This is a genomic window from Cupriavidus nantongensis, from assembly GCF_001598055.1.
GTDB lineage: Bacteria > Pseudomonadota > Gammaproteobacteria > Burkholderiales > Burkholderiaceae > Cupriavidus > Cupriavidus nantongensis.
Genome location: NZ_CP014844.1, coordinates 2077809 through 2103627, shown reverse-complemented (window position 1 = coordinate 2103627; position 25819 = coordinate 2077809). Strand labels below are relative to the sequence as shown.

General features: G+C 58.7%; 22 protein-coding genes. 12 read left to right on the top strand and 10 right to left on the bottom strand.

The features are described from left to right. The first annotated feature begins 4 nt into the window (after positions 1 to 4). From A2G96_RS09895 to pilV, 9 genes are read left to right on the top strand one after another with little or no spacing between them, the layout of a single operon-like run. A complete protein-coding gene (locus A2G96_RS09895) occupies positions 5 to 1759 on the top strand; it encodes a hypothetical protein (RefSeq protein ID WP_062798826.1) in 1755 nt (584 codons plus the stop codon). Beyond that, positions 1759 to 2508: a type IV pilus biogenesis protein PilP gene (gene pilP, locus A2G96_RS34260; protein WP_257733534.1), complete on the top strand. Its 750-nt coding sequence runs from the start codon at positions 1759 to 1761 to the stop codon at positions 2506 to 2508. Before A2G96_RS09895 ends, pilP begins: the two co-directional genes overlap by 1 nt. Further along, positions 2505 to 3698: a type 4b pilus protein PilO2 gene (gene pilO2 / locus A2G96_RS09885; RefSeq protein WP_082818898.1), complete on the top strand. Its 1194-nt coding sequence runs from the start codon at positions 2505 to 2507 to the stop codon at positions 3696 to 3698. Before pilP ends, pilO2 begins: the two co-directional genes overlap by 4 nt. Continuing rightward, positions 3688 to 5271, top strand: coding sequence for an ATPase, T2SS/T4P/T4SS family (locus A2G96_RS09880; protein WP_062798820.1), 1584 nt, complete (start codon positions 3688 to 3690; stop codon positions 5269 to 5271). Before pilO2 ends, A2G96_RS09880 begins: the two co-directional genes overlap by 11 nt. Next, positions 5261 to 6436, top strand: a complete 1176-nt coding sequence (locus tag A2G96_RS09875) for a type II secretion system F family protein (RefSeq protein ID WP_062798818.1) — start codon at positions 5261 to 5263, stop codon at positions 6434 to 6436. Before A2G96_RS09880 ends, A2G96_RS09875 begins: the two co-directional genes overlap by 11 nt. 53 nt (positions 6437 to 6489) lie before the next feature. Then, positions 6490 to 6972, top strand: coding sequence for a type 4 pilus major pilin (locus tag A2G96_RS09870; protein ID WP_062798816.1), 483 nt, complete (start codon positions 6490 to 6492; stop codon positions 6970 to 6972). Between the two features lie 3 nt (positions 6973 to 6975). Continuing rightward, positions 6976 to 7989, top strand: coding sequence for an ATPase, T2SS/T4P/T4SS family (locus A2G96_RS09865; RefSeq protein WP_062798815.1), 1014 nt, complete (start codon positions 6976 to 6978; stop codon positions 7987 to 7989). A gap of 13 nt (positions 7990 to 8002) precedes the next feature. After that, positions 8003 to 8479 (top strand): type IV pilus biogenesis protein PilM, encoded by a 477-nt coding sequence (locus A2G96_RS09860; RefSeq protein WP_062798813.1) that lies wholly within the window; start codon positions 8003 to 8005, stop codon positions 8477 to 8479. Between the two features lie 14 nt (positions 8480 to 8493). Further along, a complete protein-coding gene (pilV, locus tag A2G96_RS09855; protein WP_062798811.1) occupies positions 8494 to 9825 on the top strand; it encodes a shufflon system plasmid conjugative transfer pilus tip adhesin PilV in 1332 nt (443 codons plus the stop codon). Positions 9826 to 9967: 142 nt separating this feature from the next. Here the strand turns inward: pilV and A2G96_RS09850 are convergent, their stop codons facing one another. After that, positions 9968 to 11983, bottom strand: a complete 2016-nt coding sequence (locus A2G96_RS09850; protein WP_062798809.1) for an acyltransferase family protein — start codon at positions 11981 to 11983, stop codon at positions 9968 to 9970. Between the two features lie 269 nt (positions 11984 to 12252). Beyond that, the gene (locus A2G96_RS32360; RefSeq protein WP_082818895.1) at positions 12253 to 12513 is read right to left on the bottom strand and encodes a helix-turn-helix domain-containing protein; all 261 of its coding nucleotides are present in this window, start codon (positions 12511 to 12513) and stop codon (positions 12253 to 12255) included. Positions 12514 to 12630: 117 nt separating this feature from the next. On the opposite strand from A2G96_RS32360, the gene A2G96_RS09845 reads away from it, so the two are divergent. Then, positions 12631 to 14451 (top strand): type IA DNA topoisomerase, encoded by a 1821-nt coding sequence (locus tag A2G96_RS09845; protein ID WP_167354357.1) that lies wholly within the window; start codon positions 12631 to 12633, stop codon positions 14449 to 14451. A gap of 80 nt (positions 14452 to 14531) precedes the next feature. Here A2G96_RS09845 and A2G96_RS09840 read toward each other — a convergent pair whose 3' ends face one another. From A2G96_RS09840 to A2G96_RS09805, 8 genes are all read right to left on the bottom strand, one after another. Beyond that, entirely contained in the window at positions 14532 to 15809 is a 1278-nt protein-coding gene (locus tag A2G96_RS09840) for a hypothetical protein (RefSeq protein ID WP_150124100.1), read from the bottom strand. 221 nt (positions 15810 to 16030) lie between these two features. Continuing rightward, positions 16031 to 16573, bottom strand: a complete 543-nt coding sequence (locus tag A2G96_RS09835) for an SEL1-like repeat protein (protein WP_062798803.1) — start codon at positions 16571 to 16573, stop codon at positions 16031 to 16033. 104 nt (positions 16574 to 16677) lie between these two features. Then, on the bottom strand, positions 16678 to 17004 hold the full coding sequence (locus A2G96_RS09830; RefSeq protein ID WP_062798801.1) for a hypothetical protein: 327 nt from the start codon (positions 17002 to 17004) through the stop codon (positions 16678 to 16680). A 9-nt stretch (positions 17005 to 17013) separates the two neighbouring features. Then, positions 17014 to 18879 carry a hypothetical protein gene (locus A2G96_RS09825; RefSeq protein WP_062798798.1) on the bottom strand — a complete coding sequence of 622 codons (1866 nt, stop codon included), beginning with the start codon at positions 18877 to 18879 and terminating at the stop codon, positions 17014 to 17016. Positions 18880 to 18934: 55 nt separating this feature from the next. Further along, complete coding sequence (locus A2G96_RS09820; RefSeq protein WP_062798797.1) at positions 18935 to 19336, bottom strand: hypothetical protein; 402 nt, start codon at positions 19334 to 19336, stop codon at positions 18935 to 18937. Positions 19337 to 19580: 244 nt separating this feature from the next. Beyond that, positions 19581 to 20333: a P-loop NTPase family protein gene (locus A2G96_RS09815; protein WP_150124099.1), complete on the bottom strand. Its 753-nt coding sequence runs from the start codon at positions 20331 to 20333 to the stop codon at positions 19581 to 19583. 12 nt (positions 20334 to 20345) lie between these two features. Beyond that, entirely contained in the window at positions 20346 to 21143 is a 798-nt protein-coding gene (locus A2G96_RS09810) for a P-loop NTPase (protein WP_082818894.1), read from the bottom strand. Positions 21144 to 21397: 254 nt separating this feature from the next. Further along, positions 21398 to 22765: a replication initiation protein gene (locus A2G96_RS09805; RefSeq protein WP_082818893.1), complete on the bottom strand. Its 1368-nt coding sequence runs from the start codon at positions 22763 to 22765 to the stop codon at positions 21398 to 21400. A gap of 576 nt (positions 22766 to 23341) precedes the next feature. Here A2G96_RS09805 and A2G96_RS09800 point away from each other — a divergent pair. Continuing rightward, on the top strand, positions 23342 to 24553 hold the full coding sequence (locus A2G96_RS09800; RefSeq protein WP_062798787.1) for a ParA family protein: 1212 nt from the start codon (positions 23342 to 23344) through the stop codon (positions 24551 to 24553). A 136-nt stretch (positions 24554 to 24689) separates the two neighbouring features. Then, the gene (locus A2G96_RS09795) at positions 24690 to 25733 is read left to right on the top strand and encodes a ParB/RepB/Spo0J family partition protein (RefSeq protein ID WP_082818892.1); all 1044 of its coding nucleotides are present in this window, start codon (positions 24690 to 24692) and stop codon (positions 25731 to 25733) included. The last annotated feature ends 86 nt before the right edge of the window (positions 25734 to 25819 follow it).

Genomic DNA, 25819 nt, shown 5'->3' with positions numbered 1-25819 from the left:
CGTCATGACGAACTCCAAGACTCAAGCGTCGACCCATGCCGCCGTACCGCGCACGCGCGTCGCCGTCACGATCAGCGCTCTTCTGGGTGCAGCCGCCCTCTCAGGTTGCAGCACCCTCAAGGAGGACGTGATTGCCTTGAAGACGCAGGCATCCAACAAGTACGCAGAGGAGAGCGAGAAAATCGCCCAACCTGTCCCCGTTGTTACCCGCATGCGTGGTGCGTGGCTGCTCGGCGATACGGTCCCCGTTGTTGCCCCTCCCCCGGCGTTTCTTTCGCGAAAGATCACCTTCAATCCGCCCCGCCCTGTCACCCTGAGCGACGTCGCGGCATACATCACCCAGAAACTCGGCGTCAGCATTGACACGTCCGAAGTTTGGTCCGTAACGGCCGGAGCGACCGCAGCGGGTGCAATTCCCGGAGTAATGACGCCGCCTACCGTGCCCGCACTCACTGGCCCATCCGCTCTTAGCATCAATGGTGCTCCCGGTGCCGCCGCCGTCGCCAACCCGGCCCTCGGTGCCGCAGGCATGAGCACGGGCATGGGCCCAGCTCAGCAATATTTCTCGGTTGACTATGGTGGCAAGTTAAGTGGACTGCTCGACATCGTTTCGAGCAAAGCTGGCGTGTGGTGGAAGGTCGTTGAAGGGCGCGGGATTCTCTTCTACAGGACCGAAACCAAGACGTTCTACTTCCCCGCTCTTGCAAACAAGTCTAAGGGGGCAGGCCAGATCACCGAGAGTTCGATCGGCAACAGCGGTGGCAGTGCCGTCGCGACGAGCAACGGCTCGCCCAACGGCAGCACATCCGGCTCCTCGACGGGCGGCTCTGGTGCAACGACTGAATACGACGTAGACGTCTGGCGCGACATCAAGGATTCCGCCCAGGTTGTCGCTGCAGGCGCCAAAACCGCTGTGAACCCCACCGCAGGCAGTGTTACTGTCACTGGTACCCCGACCCAAGTTCGCTATGTCGAAGATTGGGCGAAGAGCCTGGCGGCGAACCAGAGCCAACAGGTCAGCCTCACCATGGACATCTACACGGTGGACGTGAATGCCGAGGACAACTACAACTGGAATCCCAGCGTCATCTTCAAATCCGTGTCGGGCAAGTTCGGCGCCACCCTGAGCGGGCCGCAGTCCCCGGCCATTGTCTCGGGCACGAACCCGCTGTCCCTCACTACCAGCATTCTCAGTACCGCAACGGGTGGCCTGGCCCAGTTCAGCGGATCTGAGGTCGCTTACAACGCCCTGTCCACTCTCGGCCACGTAGCTCAGGTCTTCCACCAAGACATTACGATTCTCAATGGAAGCCCAGGCCTTATGCAGTTGGCCGATGTCGCAGGCTATCTAGCGTCCCAAACGCCGTCCGCCTCAGTTGCAATCGGCGCTACACCCCTTCCTCCGACTCTGACGCCGGGTTCGTTGACGACGGGCCTAACTGCCACGTTCCTTCCCAAGATCCTCAATGGAAAGGTCTTCTTGGCGATGGACATGACCAACAGCAACGACAAGGGCTTCGGGAAGGCCGGCACTGACGCGTCTTTCATTCAGACCCCGAACTACAACAAGAGCTCTTTCCACCAGAGCACGATGCTGACACCAGGACAGTCGCTCTTGCTTACCGGCATTCAGCAACAGAAGGGCAAGTCCAACAGTAGCGGCGTCGGCTCCTCCAGCAACTACTTCCTTGGCGGCGGCGTGGGTAACACCACCAACAAGCAGATCACCGCCATCGTTATTACCGCGAAGGTCCTGTGATGAACACGAAAACCACCCTCCGTGTAACCCTGCTCGCCCTGAGCGTCTCGTGCGCCCTGCATGCCCATGCAGACCTGTTGCCAGACCCTCTCGGGCCCCTGCCGAAAGACGTTTCACGTACCGCAAAGGCCAATGTGACGTCCGCCTTTACCCCTGCGAACCCCGGTAGTCCTAACCCTGCATCCGCACCCGCACCCGCACCCGCGCCCGCACCCGCACCCGCGCCTACTACGTCTGCGCCAGCCCCGGCACCTGCGGCACCGGCCACGTCGCCTGCACCTAATAATCCCACGGTGGCCTCATCTGTAACGCCTGCTGCTGCGCCCGCTCAAGTCCCCACACCTTCCTCGCCGGCGACACGTGAGCGCTCGACCTTTACGAACACAACCGGTCAGACGTTCCGGCAACTCGATGAATGGCGCACACAAAACGCCCTGCTTGCCGAGATGGTGAAGGCAGCAGAGATGAAAGCCAAGCTCACCACTCCGGGCACGAACGCAGGCCCGAGCGGCACTACCCCGTCCGCTCCGGTCGCTTTCCAAGTGCTTTCCGTAGAAGGTGTAGACGACGAACTCACCGCCGTCGTCACCCTGACCAATGGCACAACGTTCCCAGCCCGCGAAGGGCGCCCCATTCCTGGCTTGGGCAAGGTGAAGTCCATTGCTCGCGACGAGGTGATCGTCATCACTAAGGCGGGCCCGCGTTCCCTCGACTTTGCCCCCAAGGGGACAATTCCCGGGGTCCGATGAACATGGCCGGCGTCATTCAACTTGGTAAGCGTCGCTGGGTTGCCGGTATGACATGGGCTTCCTATGAGGACAAACCGAACAAGGTTGAGCTCCGCGAGGATGCCCAACGCTTGAACTCCACATGGACCGCAGTACGTATTGGCGAAGACTGCATCCAGAGTGGCTTCTGCAGCGCCATCGAAGGCGAAAAGGTTGGCAAGCTCTATAGCCTCGCCGCCATGCTCGCCGATTCGCGCAAACAGCCTTGGTTGGGCACGTTCAAGATCGCAGATGACCTGTGGTGGTATGTCGCCGTACGTGATGGGCACGCCATCCTACCGGATGGTGACGTACTCGGCGGCCAAGAGGAAATCTATGCTGCGCGCGATCGGCACTCAGGCTACACCGATTGGAACTACGTCGATGGCGATCTTGAACTCCTTGAAACGCTCATCAAGGACGTTGACGACGGCCCAACGCGCATCAGTTCGCTCGACGGCAACCCACACTTGCCGAAGATCCTGGCCGGCGCTGCCATTGGTTTGCTCGCCGCCGGAGCCACCGGATGGTGGCTGCACCAGCAACACGAGCAAGAAGCCGCCAAACAGCGGGCAGCAATGGCTCGAATGCGCGAACAGTTGGCCCACGCCAACCTCAACGAGAAGCCCATTACCTCTACGCCGGCTACAAGCATGCCGGTTGCCGCAGAGTTCCTGCGCTCGTGCGGCGATGCGGTGACCCTGCCGATCTCCCAATACGGGTGGTTGATCGACGGCGTGAGCTGTGCCGTGGACCACGCCACCGTCATGTGGGCTCGCAAAGACGGGGCAACAGTTGAATTCCGTCCGGAGGGACAACTGTCCGACGACGGTGAGAAGGTTACCCAAACGATCTCACTGAGCTTGGATCAGCACTCTAAGGACGATCGGATTCAACTCAACGAGGCAGCGAAACGACTGCGCGAGTGGACACAAGCCGCAGGCTTCAAGCTGGACCTCAAACCGCCCACCAATGACAAGAAGCCCATGACATTGCCTGGCGCCGACGCGACCGCCGCACCGCCGCCGCCGCCCCCAGAGCAGAGCGTGAGCATCAGCATCAACATCTCCATCTTTGACCTGGAAATCCCAGATATCCCCGGTCTGAGGCTGAGCACCATCAATATGACCGCAACAGGCTGGGAGCTAATTGGAGCGCTCTATGGACGATAACATCAACGAAGAATCCAACGCCCTTCCATTGCCCGATAGCTTTGTCGACAAGGTAGCTATCGACAACCTCAAGAGCATCGTCTACGTTGAACGCGGCTCTGCGGGCGACCCAGTCCTTCTCACCTGGGTAGATCGCAATCGTTCTCGTGGCTTCTCGTTCACGGTCAAGCCTGTCGAGTTCGACGAAGTGGTCCGCCTCCGCAACTCGGGTCTTCGTCAAGCCGAAGAGGCGGATGTGGATATGAAGGTGCGGGCCGAAGCGATTGACATGCTCACGACCGCAGCACGCTATCGAGCGTCCGACGTCCACTTCATGATGCGCGGGTCGCACACCGAGATCCAGGTTGCTGTGAAAGGCGGCCTGCGCGTTCTCGCGAAAAAGAGCCAATTAGACGGCGAGGCTCTCGTTCGCGCCATCTATCAGGGTGTGGCCAAGGTTCGCGACGCCAGCTATAACGTCCTCGAATTCCAGAACGCGCAGATTCCCGGCGAGGCCCTTCCGCCAGACACCGGGCTTACTTCCGTGCGCATCATTCGCGGCCCATGTTACCCACAAGCCCAGGGCGGCGCGTTCATGACGCTTCGCCTGCAGTATTCGACTGCCCAGACCGAGCAAGTCCAACTCAAGGGCTTGGACCTTCCGCGCAAACCGGAGGGCTCGCTCCGCTTAGGAGCTATGGGCTACACGCGCAGCAATATTGAGAAGCTCAGGCTGCTGATGGATGCCCCGAACGGCATCGTCATCTTTACCGGCCCGACCGGCTCCGGCAAGACGACAAGCCTCTTTGAAGTGCTACAGGAACAAGCCCGCCAGAAGCCCCAAAGCCGTCAGGTTACTATCGAGGATCCAGTCGAGTACCCGATGGACTGGGCCGTCCAGATGGCCGTGACCAATGCACGCGACGACGCCGAGACCGGCAAACAGTTCAGCGATCGCGGCCGTGTCGCATTGCGAATGGCCCCCAAGATCATTCTGCTGGGCGAGCTACGGGGGCCTGACGTCGCCGTAGCAGCAATCGAGGCCGCTGTTACTGGCCACCAGGTCTTCACGACTCTGCACGTGACCGACCCGTTTCTGTTCGTTGAGCGCCTGGAAATCATGGACAGCTCGCGCCTGGCTCGCAAGGTCTTCTGCGACCACAAGATCGTTCGCGGCGTGCTAGCCCAGCGCCTGCTTCCTCAACTCTGCCGACGCTGCCGCATTCCCCTGCACAAGGCCCCGAATGCAATCTCAGAACGTCTCCTGAAGGCTCTGCAAACATGGGGCGATCTGAAGCTCGTACACATCAAGGGGCCAGGCTGCCAGCACTGCAACCATGACGGCACCACCACCCGTTTCGCTGTGGCCGAAGTCGTCGTGATGGACGGCGATGTAATGAAGGACTTTGTTGAGCGCGGAAGTGAGGTCGCTCGCGATAATTACCGTGCTCGCCCGGACGCCGACCCGTCTATGCTCGAAGCCGCCATTCATCACGCCTTGTCGGGTCTTGTGGATCCGCGCTCGGTAGAAGATGAAGTGGATCTCATCGAGGCTAAGCCCCTCAGCCAAGCAGGAGGAAGGAATGTCCGATAAATTGGCTCTTGGTATCTCCCAGTCAAAGAAACGAGTCAGGGCCGCGAAGCGGAGGCGCCCCCAAAAGCCTCGCAGTCTCTGGGCGAAGATCTCCCACTCTGGTGACAAGCTCGCGTTCGCCTGGCCGATTCGTCAAGGCCTGTATCGCCATTTGTCGGCGCAGGTTGGCAACGGGGTTCAGGTCGAAGACGCTCTTGAGAACTACCGCCTTCGCCTGCAACGACGCAAGCACGTCACCGCAGACAAGATCGTCGGCGATATTTCGCGCCGCATGCGGGATGGTTCCACCCTCTCTGACGCCCTATCGAAATGGATCCCTACTGACGAAGTCAGCATCATCAACAGCGGTGAACTGTCGGGCAATCTGTCCAAGTCGCTGGATCTGCTCGTGGAGTCCAAACGCCGAATTGCTAGCGTGATGAGGACAGTTAAGTCTTCCATGACCCGGCCGCTGATCTACAGCGTCGCAATCTACGCCTTTGTGTGGGCCGTTGGGCGCTACGTAATTCCGGATTTGCAGTTTGCACTTCCAGAGGAACGCGCCCGAGGTCTTGTAGCCGCGATGTTCATCTTGGGACATCTCGCCAATAGCTGGGTTGCAATCATCCCCCCGGTGGCAGCGCAAATAGTCCTCGGCTTGGTCTTCTATTCACTCCCTCGCTGGAAGGGACGCTACCGGGTAACCGCCGAGCGGTATTTCCCATACAACTTCTACCGAGACATTCACGGCTACGCTTGGTTGATGGGGTTCACTGCACTGTTGCGCGCCGGCATGGCAGACGTGACGATTTTGAAGAACCAGTTCGCGCATGCGACGCCCTGGCTGCACGAGCGGCTACACGCGATCTGGTGGCGGATGGATAACGGTTCAAGCCTGCCCGCTGCGCTTATGGCCAAGGGTAAGGGTAAGGGCGGCATGCCACCCTTTGGTTTTCCCAACCCCGACGTCGTGGACGACATCTCCTCGATGGCCGGCTTTTCTGACTTCCCAGAGCGCATCACGAAAGTCGCTAGCACGTGGGCTGAAGAACTTGAAGAGACCACGAAAGCTCGGGCCGCAAGATTTGGTTTCTATGCCGAAATGGTGATGTACGGCCTTATGACGTTGCTCATGCTTGCCGTCAACGCCATGTCGGACCAACTTGCCAATGTGCCCTCAGCTTAGAACCCTTACGTTCCCTTAACCAAACCACCCCCTCAACTAGGAGCAATTCCATCATGAGTGAAATCCTCGGCGCCCTGTTCAAGAACCTCGCTGCCCTGATCGGTGTGGCAGCCGTCGCCCTTGTCCTTTATTCCTTCTTTGGCTCGTCAAAGACAGGTAACGCGACCAACGACCTGACCCAGCTTCAGACCAACGTGCAGGCCCTGTACAGCACCCAGTCAACTTTCACGTCGCTTACCAACACAGTCGCCGTCAACGGCGGCTTGGCACCCACTCGCATGGTCGCCGCCGGCGCTCTTATCAATCCGTGGTCTGGTGCAATCACTGTGAACGTCAATGCCGCCGATGCAACACGCTTCGACGTTACCGAGGCAGGCGTGCCGAACGACGCCTGCTCCAAGATGGCGACCAACACACCGTCGATTGTCGGTCTGAAGATCAATGGCGCGGCGCAGGCGCTGCCCATCGATGCTGGTGCTGCGGTCAGCGCCTGCAACGCGTCGCCAAACAGCCTGATTTTCACCTTCAGTCATTAAACGATGAAGTTGCACGACCTGGAGTTTTCCGATCTGTACGTGGCAGAGGATGCGCGGGAGTGCTGGTATAAGCCGACTCCCGACTCTCTGAACGTCGTACCTGTGGCTGACGCCTGCGCAGAAGAGGTCATGGCGTTGCGCAAGTTCCTCGTCGCCCAGGCACAGAGTCGTGGTCCGGCATTTCGCGTTCAGTGGCCCCCTAAGGAGGGCCCGCGAATGCGTGTCGGCCTGATGCAAATCTCCACTGGCAACAGTCTCTTCGTCTGTCGTCGCTATCGGATGCCCCCCGGCGACCTTGAGTCCCTTGGGGTACCTCCGCACTTCGCCAGGAAGCTCTACGACAAGACGCTGACAGAGGGCCTCGTGGTCTTCATGGGGAAGACTGGCAGCGGCAAGACGACCACCGCCGCATCTACCATTCTGGGCCGCTTGCACCGGCACGGTGGTGTCTGCTGGACCGTCGAAAACCCAGTCGAGCTCCCTATGCAGGGTCAACACGGCAAGGGATGGTGCTATCAGACCGAAGTGTCATCGGACGATGACATCACTTCGGCGATCCGCAACATGCTAAGAGCCAGCCCCAACATTATCTTCATTGGAGAACTGCGCAGTAGCGAGGCAGTACGTGCCGCCATCACTGCCAGCATCAGCGGTCACCTTGTGGTAGCGACATTCCATGCCGGGGATCTGGTTAGCGGGCTCTCGCGCCTTGCCATGCTCGCGAACAACGACAAGATCTCTGCAGCCTTGGCCGACGCACTCCGGGTTGCTGTTCACCTCACTCTGCACATCGCGGAACCGGGAAAGACGCCTCCGCCGGCAGCGCTTCCATTCACACTCCCGGAGTCGAAGGGCACTGGAGCCCCGCCTCGCATCCTTTCGTTTGAACCCCTATGGATGAACAGTGAATTGCAAGAGAGCCTCCAGTCGATCGTGCGCGACGGCACCTTCCATATGCTCAGCAGCGAGGTAGAGCGACAGCGCCGCACTGCAATGATGAACCGCAATTTGCCATGACGATGGATCATTCATGCGATTGATGCCCACTCTGGTGTTCGCGCTATTTACCGGCCTCGTGGCGATCTATCGCTACCAAAGCGCGTCCAACATCCCGCCTACGCAGGTCCTGCAAGCCGCCCAGGCTGGCCAAATGTTCGTCGCTTACGCCGGCGCAGTCGGGGCCTTCAGGAACAGCAATCCGGCCTTCACCGGCTCGGTTTCGGCTGCGCAGCTCGCTGCTCAAGGCACGCCCTTCTCGGCTTCGTTCCTTGCGACGGCCGGCAACAACATCACCCCGTTTGGATCGGCCGGTCGGACAATTACCACATACGCATCGTTGCCGACCGGTGCTATCAATACCATCGTCTCCATAACGGGTGGAGACGCGGCCTACGGTATGTCTTCCGGCACAACCTGGACCAGCGTGGCGCCGGGTTCAACCAGCCAAACACTTGCAACGACCGTGCCCAACGGCAGTGTCGTCTCCGTTATTCAGATCGGCCAGTAACTAGGACAGATCCAATGAGCGAAGTCATCGGTCTTCTCTTTGCCGTCATCGTCGGCTTGACGTTTCTTCCCACGCTGTCCACGTTCTCCCAAACGGCGAACGGCAACACGCGGTCGGCCACCACGGCTCAACAGCAAAAAAGACTGATTGACGCCGGCTCGGCCTACATTCAGCAGTACAGCACGAACGTGCAGAGCGTAGCCACCGCCACTACTCCGGCCATCATCACCGTCCCGATGTTGCAAGCCGTGAACCTCCTGGATGCGTCGTTTAGCGCGACGAACCCCTTCGGCCAGACGTGGCAGATTGAAGTACTTCAGCCCAGCGCGGGCAATCTACAGGCCTTCGTCATGAGCTACGGCGGGACAGCCATGAATGACATGGTTGCGTCCAAGATCGCAGGTCTTGTTGGTGCTCAGGGAGGCTTCATCCCAAAGAACGATTCAGGCGCCTACGCCGGCGGAGCCGCTACAGCCTATGGGTCATACAGCGGCTGGACGATGCCAACAGCCAACTACACGTCTATTGCGGGCGGCCACCTCGCAGCACTTCTGTCATTCAACAACGGGCAGTTGACCAACAATTACCTCTACCGTAATGCCGTACCTGGCCAGCCAAACCTCAATCGCATGGGGACGGCCATCGATATGGGTGGGAATAACATCAACAACGCAGGCACGGTGAACGCAACAACCACGAATACCTCGGGCGAGACCTACACTGGCGGGTGGTTCCGGACGCGCGGGGATTCCGGCTGGTACTCGGAAAAATGGGGTGGTGGGTGGTACATGAGCGACCCTACTTGGATTCGCGCCTACAACAGCAAAAATGTCTGGACTCCAGGTACATTGCAAGCCGATACCAACGTGAATTCTGCTTATATTTCCGCATGGGGCTGGATGAACTCGGCGGGTCGAATCCGCACTGGCGAGTTTCTGCAGGTCGACGGCTGGGCCAACGAAGGCTGGGGCTGTGGTCCCAATGGGCTCCACGGTCGTGATGGCACTGGAGCGCTGACCTGTGAAAATGGCGTATGGTCGCGTGGGGGAGGCAGCAATGGTGCTTATGTTTTCGCCAGCGGCTACTCTGGAGGCTCGGGCTGGGTGTGGAACAACTCTGGCAAGACGCAGTTCGTAGTCGCATCCGGTGGCACTGGGGTCAATCGCTGCCAACTAGTTGGCCAGCTCAACACAATTGGAGCCTTCGTGCAAAACGCCGACAACAACGACTCTTGGTCGAAGGTCTGCACCATTACATTCCCGGTGCCGAGCGGGACGGCGTGGATGGTTACCTCCAATCCCTACAACGAAGGCGCCGGCAATTTCTCGGTATGGGTTTACCAGTAAGGCAATCGAATCGCCCTACTACTCCTCCAGCATTGCCGACGACGGAACTCCAGACGTGCTTCCCCGGCAACGGATAGCCGTTCTGGAGCGGCCACGGAGAGCCTCCCCAGAACGGGGGGACGTGATTGCAGCAAAAAAATTGCTACTGGACGCTGTTGGCCGCTAGTTTGAGCCGCCCGCCGAAGACCTGCTCAAGCTCGTGTGGCCGAGTGCTTTGGTAAAGGTCGTAGTAGACGCGGCTGCCCTCCATGCTGAGGTGGCCGGAGTCGTTGAGACGATAGAGGGGTACGCCGTCATACTCCGCAACGCACCGTCCTGCAGTACAACTTGCGCCGTAAGTGCGGACAACAGAGACTGCCGGGTGCTTCGCCATAAGGCGATCGAGCACGGCTTGCGCCGCAGCGCGGTTGCCACTGGCATCGGCAAGGGCAAAGGTGCAATCGTGTTGCTCGCGTTGCCACCGAAGGCGGTTGTACAAAGGACAATTCACGCTGCTTTCCGGCAGCAGCGGAATATCGTCGAACACCACCACGCGCTTTCCAGCCTTCAGCAGTTGGCCAACAGTCTCATCGAGCGCACGGTCAATGTCTCCCGGCAGGTAGCCGTGGATATTCGGCGCTGCATCGGCACGCGGCTCCCCGTTTGCGTATAGGTCCCAGACGGCCGATAGGATCACGGTATCGATGCTGCGGTTAGCCACCAGGTAGCGCATGACATTCGCATTGTGCTCCGCGCAGCGTTGACGGTTTCCCTCATAGCGGGAGTCTCCGGCCCGTTCAGGGACTTGGACGATAGGGGCACACATCGGAAAGGCAACGTCCTGAACCTGCAGATGGTAGTCGATGCCGAGGCGGTCGACGAAATGCAGGAGATGATACGCGTGTGAGTCACCCCAGAGCACCGCCCGGCGCACAGCATCAGGCTGGCCAAGATGGCATCGACGTGGGTCGGTGACAGCGACCTGCTCCCAGCAGGCCTTGCCTCGTGCGTCATCCCATGTACCCTCTTCCGCCTTCGAGTAAGCGATTCGGAACGCTTGAGGATAGGCGAACAAGAAGCCACCAGAGACCTTGCCAATCACGATCACACCCGCAACAGCTAGTGCAGGGGCAAGCATGAAGCGAATTGCTGCCTTACGCTGTGGGATTGCTCCATAGCGAAATCGCTGCTCAATCCAACGATAGGACACTGCGCCAACGGCCAATGACGCAACGACCCCCGCCGCAGTCCACTCGGGCGCGCGCAGATCAAAACGGCGCAGCGCGAACAGTATTGGCCAATGCCAAAGATAGATGCTGTAGGAAGCGCGTCCCAGCGCCACTACCCACCGATTGGCCAGCAACAAGGAGGCAAGACTCGATCGAGGCGTAGCCCAAATCGTCGAGGCAACTGCCAGGCATGGCGCCAACGCCAGCATGCCGGGGAATGGTGCGGCAGGCTTTAGCATGACCGCGCTAATGACAACAACCGCGAGTCCACCCAACGCGATCAAGTCAAAGGTTCTCCGCTTGGCACCTTGTAAGGCCGGAGCGTACGCAAGCAGCACACCGATCAAGAACTCGAACGCCCGATTGTGTGCGAGGTAATACGCGCCTGGTTGCGCCTTGCCTATCGCCCATTGCGATGCGGCAAGCGAGATTACCAGTAAAGCACCAAGCACGACCGCTTGCATTCGTACTGACCGCCGGCGTAGCAGATACAGGACCAGTGGCAGCATCAGGTAGAACTGCTCCTCGACCGACAATGACCAAGTATGGAGCAGTGGTTGCTGTTCAGCAGCAGGATCGAAATAGCCAGTCTGCCTGGCCAGGTACACGTTACCAACCAAGAGCGAAATTAAGCCGATATGCTTGGCAAACGCCGTGGCATCCGACGGTAGCAGGAACAGTATCGCGAAGACGAACACCGCCGCCATCATGGCGTAAAGCGCTGGCAGCAGGCGTCGTGCGCGCCGAACATAAAAATCGGCAAACGACATGGTGCCGTCAGCCAAGGAGCGGCGCAGGCTTTGCGTGACTACGAAACCGGAGATTACGAAAAACACATCCACGCCGACAAAACCACCGCTAAGCCATGGCAATCCGGCGTGGCACAACACCACCATCAGGACTGCCAAGGCACGCAAACCGTCCACGTCGGCGCGATAGCCGACGTTCATTCTGACCCGGGTCATAGTTTGTTGTTATTAGGAAAGGCGAAAGGCCAAGATTATGCCTCACCCGCATAGCCAAGGTGGGTATGTCGTACGGTGAAGCATGGCAGCGAAACTGGCAGTGCCTTCGCTGCAGAGAGTTGTGAGCAAGATCCCCGGTTGGCAGAGATCTGCGATCGGTTTTCGCTTCCGACTATGGTCGGAGGCGGGGATGCCAACGGCACGCACGTATCAACGGGCGCGTTGAGGGAGGTGATGATGGCCGGCGGCGTTCGTTAAATCCTACGCGAATCTCTTGAAGTCTTCCGGAGCTCTTCAAATGTCATCTTGATCAACTCTTCCGCTCCAATATTCAATGCCTCGGCTAGGCTTGAAATGGTGTTCAATGTCGGCGAGCTCTCTCCTCTCTCAAGCAACGAAACATAGTTTCTTGTGAGATCGCACTCAAAGCTCAAGAATTCTTGTGTCCAGCCACGTTCTCTGCGCAGCCTGGCCAGAGTCTTGCCGAAGGCTGCATTAAGTTTTGAAGATTTCATGGCAGGCACCCGTCGGGGGCCTGAATGATATGCGTTACTTGACACACCGTCCGCCAACCATAGTTGGAAATTTGTGCAGGTGTGCCGGATTTTTTGCGGCAAAAGATGCATTATTTTATGATGCGCACGATGAATACCGCCATGGAATCCCAACCCGCCCTGCTGATCGTTGAATCGCCGAACAAGACTGGCAAGATCGAAGAGATGTTTCGAGGCCGATTTAAGGCCATGGCGACATACGGGCACATCTGCGACCTACCCCGCAATCCTAGGGAGGGTATCGGCATCGACCGAGAATCGATGCAGGGCGAATACGCCCTGACCTCAGATGCGCATCGAGCCATTGACGGTACGCGAGCCGTCGCCAAGATTCGCGAGTATCTCCGCGACAACCCCGGGACGGTTGTCTATCTAGGCACCGATGAAGATCGCGAAGGCGAGTCTATTGCCGCCTTCGTCATGAAGTATCTGCAACTCAGCAACCCGAAGCGCATGCGCTTCAATGCGATCACCCGCGAGAAGATCGAGCATGCATTTCAGCACGCTGATCATATCGACTGGAATGCGGTCGCCTCTCGCGAAGCTCGCCGGCTGATTGACAGGATCATTGGCAATGTGGCATCGCCGGTCCTAATGCGCCAAGTGAACCAGAAGGGCGTCGCGACCGGCCGGGTGCAAACTGCTGTCGAGGCGCTCGTGATCGAGCGTGAGCGCAAGATTCGCAATCACCAGGTGCAGACCTACTATACGGTCCACCTCGACCTCGGCGGATGGCAAGTTGAATGGCAGTATCAAGCGCCCAACGCTTCCAGGAATGGGCCGAAGCCCAACAGCGAGTACGACATTGACGACCCGTCCCCACGCTGCCTGGATGCCGAGCTGGCTAAGGCTGCAAGCAATCAACGTGCCCTCGCCGTTCAGTCCTGTGAAGACTCCTTCGAGCTGCGACTCCCTCCCTCGCCCTTCTATACCTTCAGCATGGTGCAAGCCGCGAACCGCATCTTTGACTGGGACGCGGAGAAGACCATGCAAGTCGCACAAAGGCTTTTCGAAGGCGACGGATCTGGCCACGGTCACATCACCTACCACCGCACCGACAGTCCGAACATCGATCCAGTTGCTGCAGAAGAAATCCGATCCTTATTGCGTTCACAGGGGATGTCCGTGCCGGAAACGCCCAACCGCTGGACAGTAAAAAACAAGAACGCTCAGGAAGGCCGTGAAGGCATCCGACCGTCGTACATCGACGTCGAGGAAGCTGGCGCAACCGAAGAGCAACGCGCACTCTACAAGCTAATTCGTGAGAGAGCGTTCTACAGCCAACTGGCGCCGGCTCGATACGCGATCAGGCGCGTCGTCCTCACAGACGCGAGGAACGTACAACGCTTCGCCGCTACCGCACGGATTCTCTTGGAGCCAGGATGGATGGCAAGCCCTGCAGCGAAATCGCCAGTCCTGCAGGACGATGAGGCAGCGAAGAATCACCCTGAAGCAAGGCGCCTGCCCAAACTGTCACCGGGCGCTACAGTCAATGTCGACCGTGCCGAGGTGCGCAGTCACCAAACTAAAACACCGCCGCGTTATACGCTCAACACGCTGACGGCGAAGCTTGAAAAGCTTGGAATCGGCCGGCCCGCGACCCTTGCTACGATTCTCAGAGGGGTACAGACCAAGGGCTCAATCAAGGTTGGCAAGGATCGCGAGCTGGAAGCTACACCATTGGCTGAAAAGTGCTACGACATCCTCTATCCCCGCTTCGGCTTCGCCCACATCGGCTACACAGCGGAACTTGAAGCTGCCTTAGACCAGATCGCGAAGGGCGTCCTCGACGGGCCGCGCCTGGTGCGTTATGTCTGGGATCGCCTCGATGCCGACTGCGCCGCGCTGACCAACTCAGGAACGCAACTTCAACAAGGCTCTTGCGGGGAATCGACCTGAGCACCGCCAATCCCCGCAGCAAGCGCACCGTGGTCGAATCAGTGCTACACGGTCGCCCACGTTCGTACCGCCCCCCGCGTTCACGCGGCTTGCGTTGAGCAGCTTTTCGAACTTCTTATCTGATCGGCCCAACTCACCAGATCCTTGTACGATCCGGGAAGGGCGGCTTGAGCGGCCTGGTCAATCCAACACATCGTGGCATGTGCTTTGTCCAAGGCGGCATTCTCAGCGCGCTTCGCTCGCAACATCTGGGTAAGTCTCGCAGCGTGTTCCGAGGATGTGGATAGCCGCCAATAGCCTACGGCAAAAATATCCGAGAACGCTTCACGCCACAGCATCGTCGATCTCTTGCGCCCTGCTGCGATGTACGTCCGGGCGTCAACGACACCATTCGCGTCGATAGGCGCAAGCGCAAACGTTGCAGGGGGGCGCCCGTTGAATCCCGGCAGATCTCGCCGCGTGTCGAGACAGTGCCCAAACTCATGCATCATCACGCCTCGCGTCCAAAGCGGAGCGTCGATCTTCTGTGAGGGTCCGAACTCGCGTTGGACGCGCGCCGGATTCATGTTCATCTCACAGTAGCCAGACGCCAGCGACATCGATGCTGGGGACCCGCCCGATGGGATACTCAACTCGGTCTCTGCCCAGCCGCCAGACAGCACGTCACCCAGAACCACCTCAACAGCGAAGTTATCCCGCGCGAAGGCCCGCAGGGTCGCAAATCCTTGTGGATCGTCGTTCAAACGGATTCGCTCTTGCTGGAATCTGCCTTGCGAAAGTGCGGGCATGACCAAGCTTGTCGTCCACGGTATGAAGTACACGGCCATGACGCCAAGAAAGGTCCCATAAACGCCTATCGACACTGTCCTTTCCAATCGACCAAGACGGAAGAACATCGCTCTGTTTAGCCACGGCATATTCCTCGCGGTCGCCCCTGCCACCACGACTACCAAAGGAAGCAAGATCCAGAATGGTGAGGCGCCCCACGTCAAGACTACGTTGCTCATGGTCGCAACCGAGATCATCAGCGCCCAAAGCATCGGCATCGCGATGTGGGCAAACGGTACGCCTTTCTCCGGACATTCGTCGACCGCATGCTGCACCAACGCAACGGCTTCTTGGCGCTCCGCTTTGCCTGCGATCCCCTGCAGATAAGAGGCGAGCTTCAGTTTCCACTCAAGCTTACCTTGCAATGCCGAATGCTTGACATCCCTCAGCCATGCCGAATCCGCTGCTGTTGCCGGCAGAACGGTCAGCACAAGGTCGAACACGGATTCGACCCGTGCTTCATAGCGCCTCCGGTCTCTGGAAATCTGTTGGCCAACTATGCGCATGAAGCGCTCGATGTCATTAAACACTTGTCCCCTCTTCCCAAAGCGACTCGCCCTGGCGGTCGCTGTGAACCGCCCAATGAAAAAGCCGCGAGCGACCATCGTTCGCGGCCTGCATGCCAATTATGGCGAATGGATTTCGTGTGGCAAGCTTCATCCAAATTGCCCGTGACCACCTTCGCGGCCGCGCGCCCCAGGTCTGGCGCGATCCTCTTACCCGAGGTCTAGCTCGCCCTCGCAAGCTACGTTCATTCGGTAAGGCCTTCGCCATTCCTGATGAGAAATAGCAGGGCATCCTCGCTGCCGGCTGCAGCCGCCTTGCGTACCAGTTCCAGTCCCTTCGCATGTCGCTGCGCTGGTGTCAGCGTAGGATCGACCGAGACGTAGCGCCCATCCGTCTCCTTGGTCATCATCAAGTATCCGCCGACCAGAAACATGGCTTTCGGATTCCCAGCATCCGCCTGCTGTTGCAACAGTCCAGGGTGTTCCTTCGGATAGTGCGTGGCCAACCAAGTGGCGGCTGTATGGTTACCGCCCCGCATGGCCTGCTCCATGGCCGGTCGCAGATCGCGCGTCTGAAGCGCATCCGTCAGATCCTGCAGCGGGCCGTGAGGCTGGATCGAGATTAGCGATAGCAAGGCGAAGGCACCGACAACGAACGCGAAGCGCTTGAGGCGCCTGCGGACTGTCGGGTCCGGATTCAGCAATAGCGCTGTTCTCTCCGGCCAGGTGATCGACTCAGCGGCCTCGCGCCGCGCCCGCAGCAGCGAATTCTGGGCGTCTGACTTCATTGTGCGACTCATCGAATTCTCCCTTTGAAGTTGCAGCCGTCGCGCAGGCTTAGCGTGCGCTACGTGGATGGTGGGTTCAGTGACTTATGGATGCTTCTTAGCCTTTAGAGGCCGTGCCCAAGGCTTCTTCCTAGCGCGAGACTCATCGCCTTTAACTGCGCGATTTGGATGCTCATGTCATTCAGCAGATCAAGCATCTCTTGCGGATCTGCGAACCCCATCTCATTCAGACTCACGCCCGCTTCCATGTCCTCTTGCATCGCCTTGAGCTTGGCGGTCATGTTCGAAAGCTGGCGTTGGATCCACTGAATGCGCGCCCTGACTGCCGGGTCCACCTTGGCTCCGTCTGAAAGCGGCTCGGGCAGGCCATCCAAGACCTTCTCGGCCGCTCCCAGGCAAGCGTCAAGTTCTGCCTGCAGCTCGGTGTCCATGGAGGCGTGTTACGTCGGCAGTGCGATACCTGCCTTCTTGAGTTGCTCCATCAGGCCAGCCATAGTTGACTGGACCATTTCAACCGCACTGATACGCTCCGCCTCGCGCTGTGTGGCTTCTCGGCGCTCAACCTCGCGTTGCAGCGCTTGCGCCTGCGTGCGAGCCCGCGTGCTAATCGAATAGCGCTCGGCCACGCCTCTGAGCAACCTCACGATCATCGCGATGAATGGGCCATCTGTAGCGTCCAAATGGATGACATACAGTTTCGGCTCCGCCGCCTCGACCATCGACCGAACGCTGAACGTGCGCACTTCGATCCCCAACTCGGCCGCCGTGCCATCTGCGGGCCGAACATCGAGGAATGACTCGCCTTCTTGGCAGAGCAGCAGGCCCGAGAACCGATCCAGCACCAAGCTCACGAAGCGCTCGTGAGCCTCGGGCTTGAGTGACGCGGCCTGGCTGATCGCTCCGCAAGACTCAGCACCGTCCGCCTTCAGCAATCCGACCAGCATGTCCCGAAGTTGGGCAGGGCCCTGCCGCCGCGCCAGTTGGAGCAGCGCAGAAGCGAACCAGACGCGCTCGACGGCGCATTGGGGCGCCAACTCATTCGCCACAACTTCGGCAAACCAAGGGGCATTCAGGTCAATTTCGCCGACGAGATCCCACCGCTCTGACTGGTGGATCAACCCAGGCCAGAGATGCACAACTTCAATCGCGCCGACCTGGCCAGCGTACTGACTGATCTCCTCCAACGACACCGGTGCATCGGGAAGGTCGAAACTAAGAGCGGAACTACCGACGCGAATGAGGCTTTGTGGAGCCGAACCCTTGCCCGAGCGCCCTACAAAAGTTGGCACGCGTGCTACTGGGGTATCGATTGGCGCGTCTGGCAATGGAGGCGATTCGGTGTGCCCGATCCGGACCGAATGGGCTATGGGTGCGCCTGCCGGCTGCCCGACCCGCCTTGGCTCTTCAGCCGCGACGGGTACCGCATTTGACTGCGCCGCTGTTTCGACATTTGCGTCGATGGAGAGGCCATCGCCGGCATAGACATCATCGCCACCGTTCTGCGAGGGGTGGGCGGCCGTCGATTGAAGTGTTGACGCGCCGAGGACCAGATCCACGGGCCCCGAATCATCGTCATCAAGGAATACCTGCCCGTGTGGCCGAATTGCATGAGCCGGCTCCGACAGCGATTGCCCCGGAATTGCGTCACCGATGCCGATGTCAAATTCGTCATCCAGATGCACCCGAGCCGAGACAGGTTCGGCCTCCATTGACGGTAGCGGTTGCTGGGGGACACTGGTATCCGTTGCAGCGACAGATTGGAATGCGTGGTCGGGCGCCATCGACTCCAGCTCCCCGAGCGCCAGGGCATTGAAGTCCTGCACTTCCTGATGCCCAACGGCAACTCCGTGCAGAAGCGATTTGCCGCGCTCAATTAGCGCAGTTTCCTCAGGAACGCGCCCAGTTTCTGACACGACCTTTGCTGCCTTGACGTCGAAGTCCATATGGCCCGGAATTGCCTTGCCCATGTCTTCCAGCAGCGCGGCCAAGGTCTCCGCTGGGTGGAACACCTCGGCTTCATTCCAGCCCAACGCGTTGAGCACCAGGAAGAGATCCGACAGAGCAGCCGACAAATTCCCGTCGCCGAATTGGATGGCAACGACATCGCCATCGTGCAGCAACAGTACACCCGTGTCGATGTGCCGGAAGGTTTGATCATTGCCGGGTGTGCTTGCGTCATCGAAGCCATACGTCTGGTAGGCCCGCAATGTCGCTGACGGCTCCCACTGACCGAGTTCATGGGTACAGCAAAGGACAGCCTCAAAGCTGGCGAAGTCCTGGATCCAGGGGTGGTTTTGATTTGACATGAGAGCCCTCTTTGCGAACGGGTTCGGGAACAATTTGGAAAGTGTGCTGCTGGGCTCAGTGCCACCATCGAGCCAACATCAGAGCGCTTCCCATGACGAGCAACATGGAAGCTGCACCGGTGGCGAACCACGACAGCCGCTGGCGCCAAATGGCCTTCATATCTCCCTGCTGCTTCAGCAAAAGATGCGAGATGTCTGCGATCATTTCCTTGGCCGTCAGGACTGCCTGCGTACGCAAATTCGTCCGATGCAACTCAATGGTTTCAACTACCTTTTGCTGCAAAAGGTCGGGGGCGGTTTCGATGATCATCTGACTCCGAGCCATCATTGCCAGCACCACATTGAGAGGATCATCGTCATCCAAGTCGAATTGCCGCTGGAACTCCTGCAGCATGGCTGCCTCGCCTGCGGTCAACGGTTGCTTCTTCAAGGCCTCAACGGCACTGATGAGCCTCATTCAAAGTCCTCCCCGCTGAGTGGCGGTCGATAGCCGATGCGGCCATACAGAGCTTCGCAACACTTTGCGCAGCACTGCGACCGCTCACCAGGCACGTCCATCTCGCGGACGCTTTGGAATGCCCTTCCCTCACCGCACACGGAGGTTGCCCCCGGCCGGATACTGAGATAAGCATGGAAGATTGGCTGGTCCGTATGCCGGATCCAGTGATGCGATGCGATGCGAGCAAAGCTCTCTGCTGCCATCACCATTTGCCGAACTCCAGATTCGGCATTTCCGTGTTGTCCACCATGTCCCACACTAACTCGTTGACCTGGCGCTGCCATGCGTGCAGACGAGCGCGGGACAGGGTCGGAATTGCGTATGTGCCGGTCCCCTTCTTTTTGAGTTTCATCGCCTCAGAAGGGAAGGTTTGAAGGTCAAAGAGCATCCGAACCTCCTCGCCTCTTAGTGCAGGGAGGTCCAATACCACTTTGAAGCCATCGAGGTATTGTTGATTGAAGGCCGTGAATCGGCGCTCCTGGCCGAAGTGAAGATTGCGCACCGGATATAGGAACTGAAAGCTCTCTGCCAGTTGCGGCAGCATCTCCAGCCCGTCTGGACGGTCCGACATCAGATAGACGAACCGGAAGTTGATGTTGCTCGCCTCCGTGTGGCTCAACGTGACATCAAACCACTTCTTCAGAACAGCGTCGGCACCGTCCGGCGTGTTGACAATCAAATGCGGGCTACCTGCAAGTAGCTGCTGGAGTTGAGTCTCATAGATGAGATCCAGATTGCAGAGATGCGATTCCGGGCGTAGTGCTCGGAAGTCGCCCTGGCGTGCCGGACACTTTCGCCGGAAGGCCGCGAACACGTCCCCGGTGCGCCCATCGCCGTCGAACACAGCAAACGGTTCGCCGCGCATTTCGAGCGCAGACGCGAATGCAAGGCAAAAGACGGACTTACCCACGCCGCCCTTGTTGCCCGACACCATCCAGACCGTTTTGCTAGACATTGCGAGGAGCCCTTACCCGGCGCTTGCGACTGCGGGAGCGACGGCAGGAGCAATGGCAGGTTCGAACGCCTTCTGGCAGTCCATCAACCATTGCTGGAGCTTCCAACGCTCGCTGTGCTCAAGCGCCACCGATTCCCCTACTACGGCATCCACAGCATCCGAGAACGGCATGATCTTGCGCGGGTCCAGCACTTTCGCCACCACGCGGATATGGAGGCCCGGGAAGAAGATCGTCAGACCTTGCTTCTTCTCAATCTGGATCTTCAACGGGCTCTCGTGCCAGAGCACAAAGGGGCCGTGCGGGGACTTGTCGCCGCCAGCGTAGTGCAGATTGCATACGACACGTACGCGCGAGAAGAACTGACCGTACGTCTTGTACGCTTCGTTGAGCAGATTGACCGAGTCGTGCTGGACGTTCATGACCCACCACAACTCCATCTCCACCGGCATGTCCTGCGCCTTGAGGAAATTGGCGAACGATTCCATGTCGGAGCGCATGTATTCGCCAATGCCGGCCGGCGTGTTCATGATGATGGTGTGGCCCGGATATTTCATCACGAAGTCCATCACATCCATCCAGCCGTTCTCGCTGCGTACGTTCGTTTGTGCGACCGGCAGATTGTTGCCGAACATCCGAGCAACATCCGGGTTCTGCGTGTCCGCTTCTACGATGGCCACCTTGGCGCCGGAACACATCAGTTGGTCAGCGAGCGCCTGGGCAACCATCGACTTGCCCACCCCTCCTTTATCTCCATGTACAACAATAAATTTTGAGACGGGCTGCGAAGTCTCTATTGGGGCTTTTGCCATCGGACTCTCCGAAAGTGTGAATGATGGAACAGCGACTCAAGGGTCCTTGCTTGTGCAAGGGTATCCAAGCGAAATCTAGCGTAGCTGACGCAGGTTTTCGTAATAGTACATTATTAAATGGCCGACAAGCAAACGCGCCCACTTGGGCGCGCTTGGTGAGCAGTCCAGCTAATTCGCGCATCATCTTTCACTGCAGCCCAGCGAATCCCATCTCCTCACCGTATCTTTTGCTGCAAAAGTCCCCCACTCCGCTGTCATGCTGACGACGTCGGCCTCTCCAAGGCCAGCGCAAGGAGTTCATCGGGCTTGGGCTTGTTCCACTCAGCGCCGAGCCAGGTCTCCCCAAGGAACGCCGCGAAGATGTCGCGGATCATTTTGTGGTTCCAGCCGGATGTTTCGAATCGCTTGATTAACGGTTGAAGCTCGTGGTACGAGCGGAATGTCGCCAGCAATTCCTCCTGCTCCGCTTCCGGCAGCTCTTGGAAGAGAGACCGTAGCTCATCTTTCTTCTGCCGCAACCACTCCTCAAGCAAGGCCGCCTTGCTTCGTTCCAGATCCTTTCCTTGACGGGCTTTCGGACTGGCCTCGGATGCCGGAACTTGCGCGGCGGCTTTCGGCCGCATGAGCGAGCGGAGATAAGAACCCGGCTTCTCCACTGCACCCGCGACTTGCGGAGGCATTGCCACGCGCTTTTCCAGATCGCCCAGCCCCTTCTGCAACGCCTCTGCACCGTGCTCTCGATACAGCCCTTCGGCTTCGTCCTGAGCCACGCCGAGCTTCAGCGCTTGTCCGATCAGCTTCAGGTCGGCCGGCTCTACCTTGTCCAGCGGTTTGCTGCCAGGCGCTTGCGGCTTCTTGGCGAGCCCCTTCAATCGGACCTCGAACTGAATGTCGGACACCGTCTTGTTGTCACGCTCCTTGAATTCCGGAAGCAGGCTGACTTCCAACTCCGTGTTGGCGTTGATCTCGGCGATAGCAGGCTGAAGAACATCACGCTTGAAATAGCGATACTCCCCTTTGTTCTCGTCGTAGACTTGGCCGCAAAGCACGGGGCGCCACCAGCGCCAATGCTGGCGGGCCGTTTTCCGACCAGGGTTGTCGACATAGCGCGCGCAAATCCTATACAACGCTTTCGCCGGGTGCGAGCGCAACTGCGTGATGGACTTCAACAGCAAACCTGCGTAGCGGTCCGGATCCAGCAACTGCGCCTTGATCTGTGTGTCGTAGCGCCACCTCACCTCCACTGCGTTGGTGCGCTTGTCCTTCCTGATTGATGCGCCACTCAGCAGAACACAGGCGTCCCACACCTCGATCTCGCCGCTCGTCGGGCTCTGCCATTCGACGATGGTCTTCATGAGGTTCTTCAATGCCTTCTTGATGTGTTCCGTGTTGTTGCTATCGAAATTAAGGTCCTTGACGATCTCGTGCATGCGTGCCGAGTACTCGTCCCTATCTCCCATGCCCTGTGCGCGATAGAGGAGCACGTCATACAGGGTACTGTCGAAGGCGGATATCTTTCCCCCGCCTTTGGTTGGCATGAGAGCGATAGCATTCACATGCTTGCGCAGAAGTTCATCGCGAGCTTCTGGGGCATCTACCGGATAGAGTTCGATTTGTTTCATGCGCACGTGACAGCAACATATGTGAGGCGAATTTAACCACACACCTCACGCATCTTGCTAGTGCCATGCCCAGGTCGACCCCCATTGGGGCTCACACATCCTCTGGCCACGATGCTTGGAAACGACAGTTGGCCGCCTGGCCTCACGCATGGCCGTGCATCAAAGGACTCTATCCGGCCATACGTGAGCCGTTGTGGGAGTCATTCACAGGGTAAAAACCGCTCCCAGATTCACTCACGGGAACTCCCAGGGTCCCTCACGTAAGCTCCCATTCCCACTCACATAGACCCCCATAGAAGCTCACACTCGCTCCCACATAAGCTCACACATTTGCATATAACTCGTTGATTTAATGCCGATTTACGGAGTGCAAAGGATTTAAAGGGGTTGAAGGCTTGTAAACTTTCTTAAACCCCAAAGCACGGGGCTAGGTGAGATATTCAGACCAAGAACCGCCCGGAATCATCACACGGGGCCTTTCGTCGCTGACTTTTCACAAGCTTTTTCGCGACTCTTGTAGTTTTTTGCTGAAGTGTAGGAGAATGCGATCACCTCAACCTACGCCACTAACACGCGATGGCTATCCTTGAAGAAATCCTCCTGCAGCCCGAATCCTTGGCCAGCATCATGGAACAGGCAGACCGTGCCGAGTTCATGATGGATGCCGTCAGAGGCAAGCTGCTTGCGCCGGACAGCAGGAAAGAGTCTCCTCGATTCAACGCGACGCAGCTCGCCGATCTGTGTGGTGTGGACCGGAATGCAATAGCCTACCGGTCCAAAAAGGATGACCACCTGCCAAAAGGGCAGATCAACGGGAGCGGAAACCGACGGGAGTTCGCACTGCCCGAGGTTCATGCTTGGGTTCGCGAATACCGGGCTAATTACCTGAAGCCTGCCGGGCACGATGCCGTTTGTATCGCTGTGGCCAACTTCAAGGGCGGTGTCGGCAAGACCACGACCACCATGACGCTTGCTCAAGGTCTCTCGCTGAAGGGCCATAGAGTCCTCGTGGTGGACTGCGATCCGCAGGGGTCTCTCACCACCCTCTTCGGTATTTTGCCAGCTACCGAAGTCACGGAGGATGACACTATTCTTCCGGTTTGCATGGGGACCGAGCCGAGCATTAGCAGTGCGATTCGAGAATCGTACTGGCATGGTATCGATGTGGTGGGCGCCGCGCCCCTACTCTTTGCGGCGGAATTCGCGCTGCCCGCGAGGCAGATGCGAGACCCGCATTTCCAGTTCTGGGACGTTCTTAACTTGGCGCTTGACGAGGCGCGCCAGAACTATGACGTGATCTTAATCGACACGCCCCCTGCCCTCTCGTATGTCACGATCAACGCGATCATGGCGTCTGACGGCATTCTGATGCCGCTGCCGCCGAACGCGCTTGCCGTCGCCTCGGCCGCCCAGTTCTGGCGGCTATTCTCGGACCTCGCTGCCCAACTCGTTGAGCAGCGAGGGGTTACGAAGGAATTTGACTTCGTTCGGGTTCTGATGACTCAAGTGAAGGTACGCGGAAAGATCGAAGCGGACGACACCATCACAGCGGTCAAGGACTGGATATACAAGACCTACGAAGGCAAAGTTCTATCCGTCGAGATTCCGGAAACCAAGGCCACGGAAACCAGCGCTGCCAACTTCGGCACGATCTACGATGAGTCACCCAAGCTCAAAGAAATGATCGACCCCCGGACGTACAAGCGCGCCCTCAGCGCATACGACCAGGCTACGGAGCAGATAGAGGCGTTGATCCGAGCCACCTGGCAGCGTCACCGTACGAATTGATGAAGAGGGCTCTTGAGAGGTGTTTGACCGTCAAACACCCCCTTCAACGAACCCACTGCAGCGACGCTGCGCGCCACATCCACGCAGGTGTTTGACCGTCAAACACCCTGAGCCAAGACGTTGGCTGGAGCAAAATATGACAAAGAAGAGACTTGGCACCTTGGTCGGAGAAATCGACATGAGTGCGTATGAAAAGCGCAGTAGCAATGCGGGGACTTCCGCAGTCGCGCGACCGCAAACCGGAGTCGGGATGGTCATGGGCGCCATCGCGGGCAATAGCGACATAGAACGCAAGCTCACGGAAACCCAAGCGAGTCTTGACCAGGCGAGCCAGCGCTTGGCCGAGTACGAGGGCGCGGAGCTTGTTCGAAAACTCGACCCCAACAGCATTCGCCGGAGCCGATGGGCAAACCGTGACGAACTCAACTTCAAAGGCCCAGACTGGGAGGCGTTCAAGGCCGAACTCCAAAACGCCGGCGGGAACGTTGAGCCCATCAAGGTTCGCAGGGTGTTTGACGGTCAAACACCCCCGCAAGAACGACGCACCGCGCTGGAGTATGAAATCGTCTACGGCCATCGGCGCCACCACGGTTGCCTGGAGCTTAGCCTCCCAGTCAACGCCATCGTTGTCGATTCGATGGATGACCGAGTCCTCTTTGCAGAGATGGACCGCGAGAATCGACAGCGAGAGAACCTGAGCGCGTGGGAGCAGGGGCGCATGTACAACCACGCCCTGAAGGAAGGACTGTATCCCAGCCTGAGGCGACTCGCCGACGAACTCGGTGTCAACCTTTCCGATGCCTCACGCTGTTGCAAGTTGGCGCAGTTGCCCGATGCCGTGGTCCAAGCCTTTCCGTCGCCGATGGTGATTCAAGTTCGCTGGGCGAAGCCGCTCGCCGATGCACTGCAAAGCGATCCAGACGGCATGCTGGAACGAGCGCGCGCCATCCAACCAGACCGCGACAGCCTTACGCCGGCAGAAGTCATCGAGCGACTTCTGAATCTGACCGCGAAGAGCCCGAAACCCTCGATTCCTATCCAGGCACGTGGGCAGACGGCTGCGTCGCTGAGAATCGGACCGAAGGGCAGGGCGGTCGTGGAATTCGAGCCGGGCGCGCTGGAACCGGCCCGACACGACGCACTGGTTAAGCTCATCACCGACTTCCTGAATGCCTCGTAGATGGCGCGGAGTCTTTTGCTGCAAAAGATTGCTACGTGTTAGCCAGAAGACCAATACGTGAGATGGAATGGGAGTCATGCTGCCAA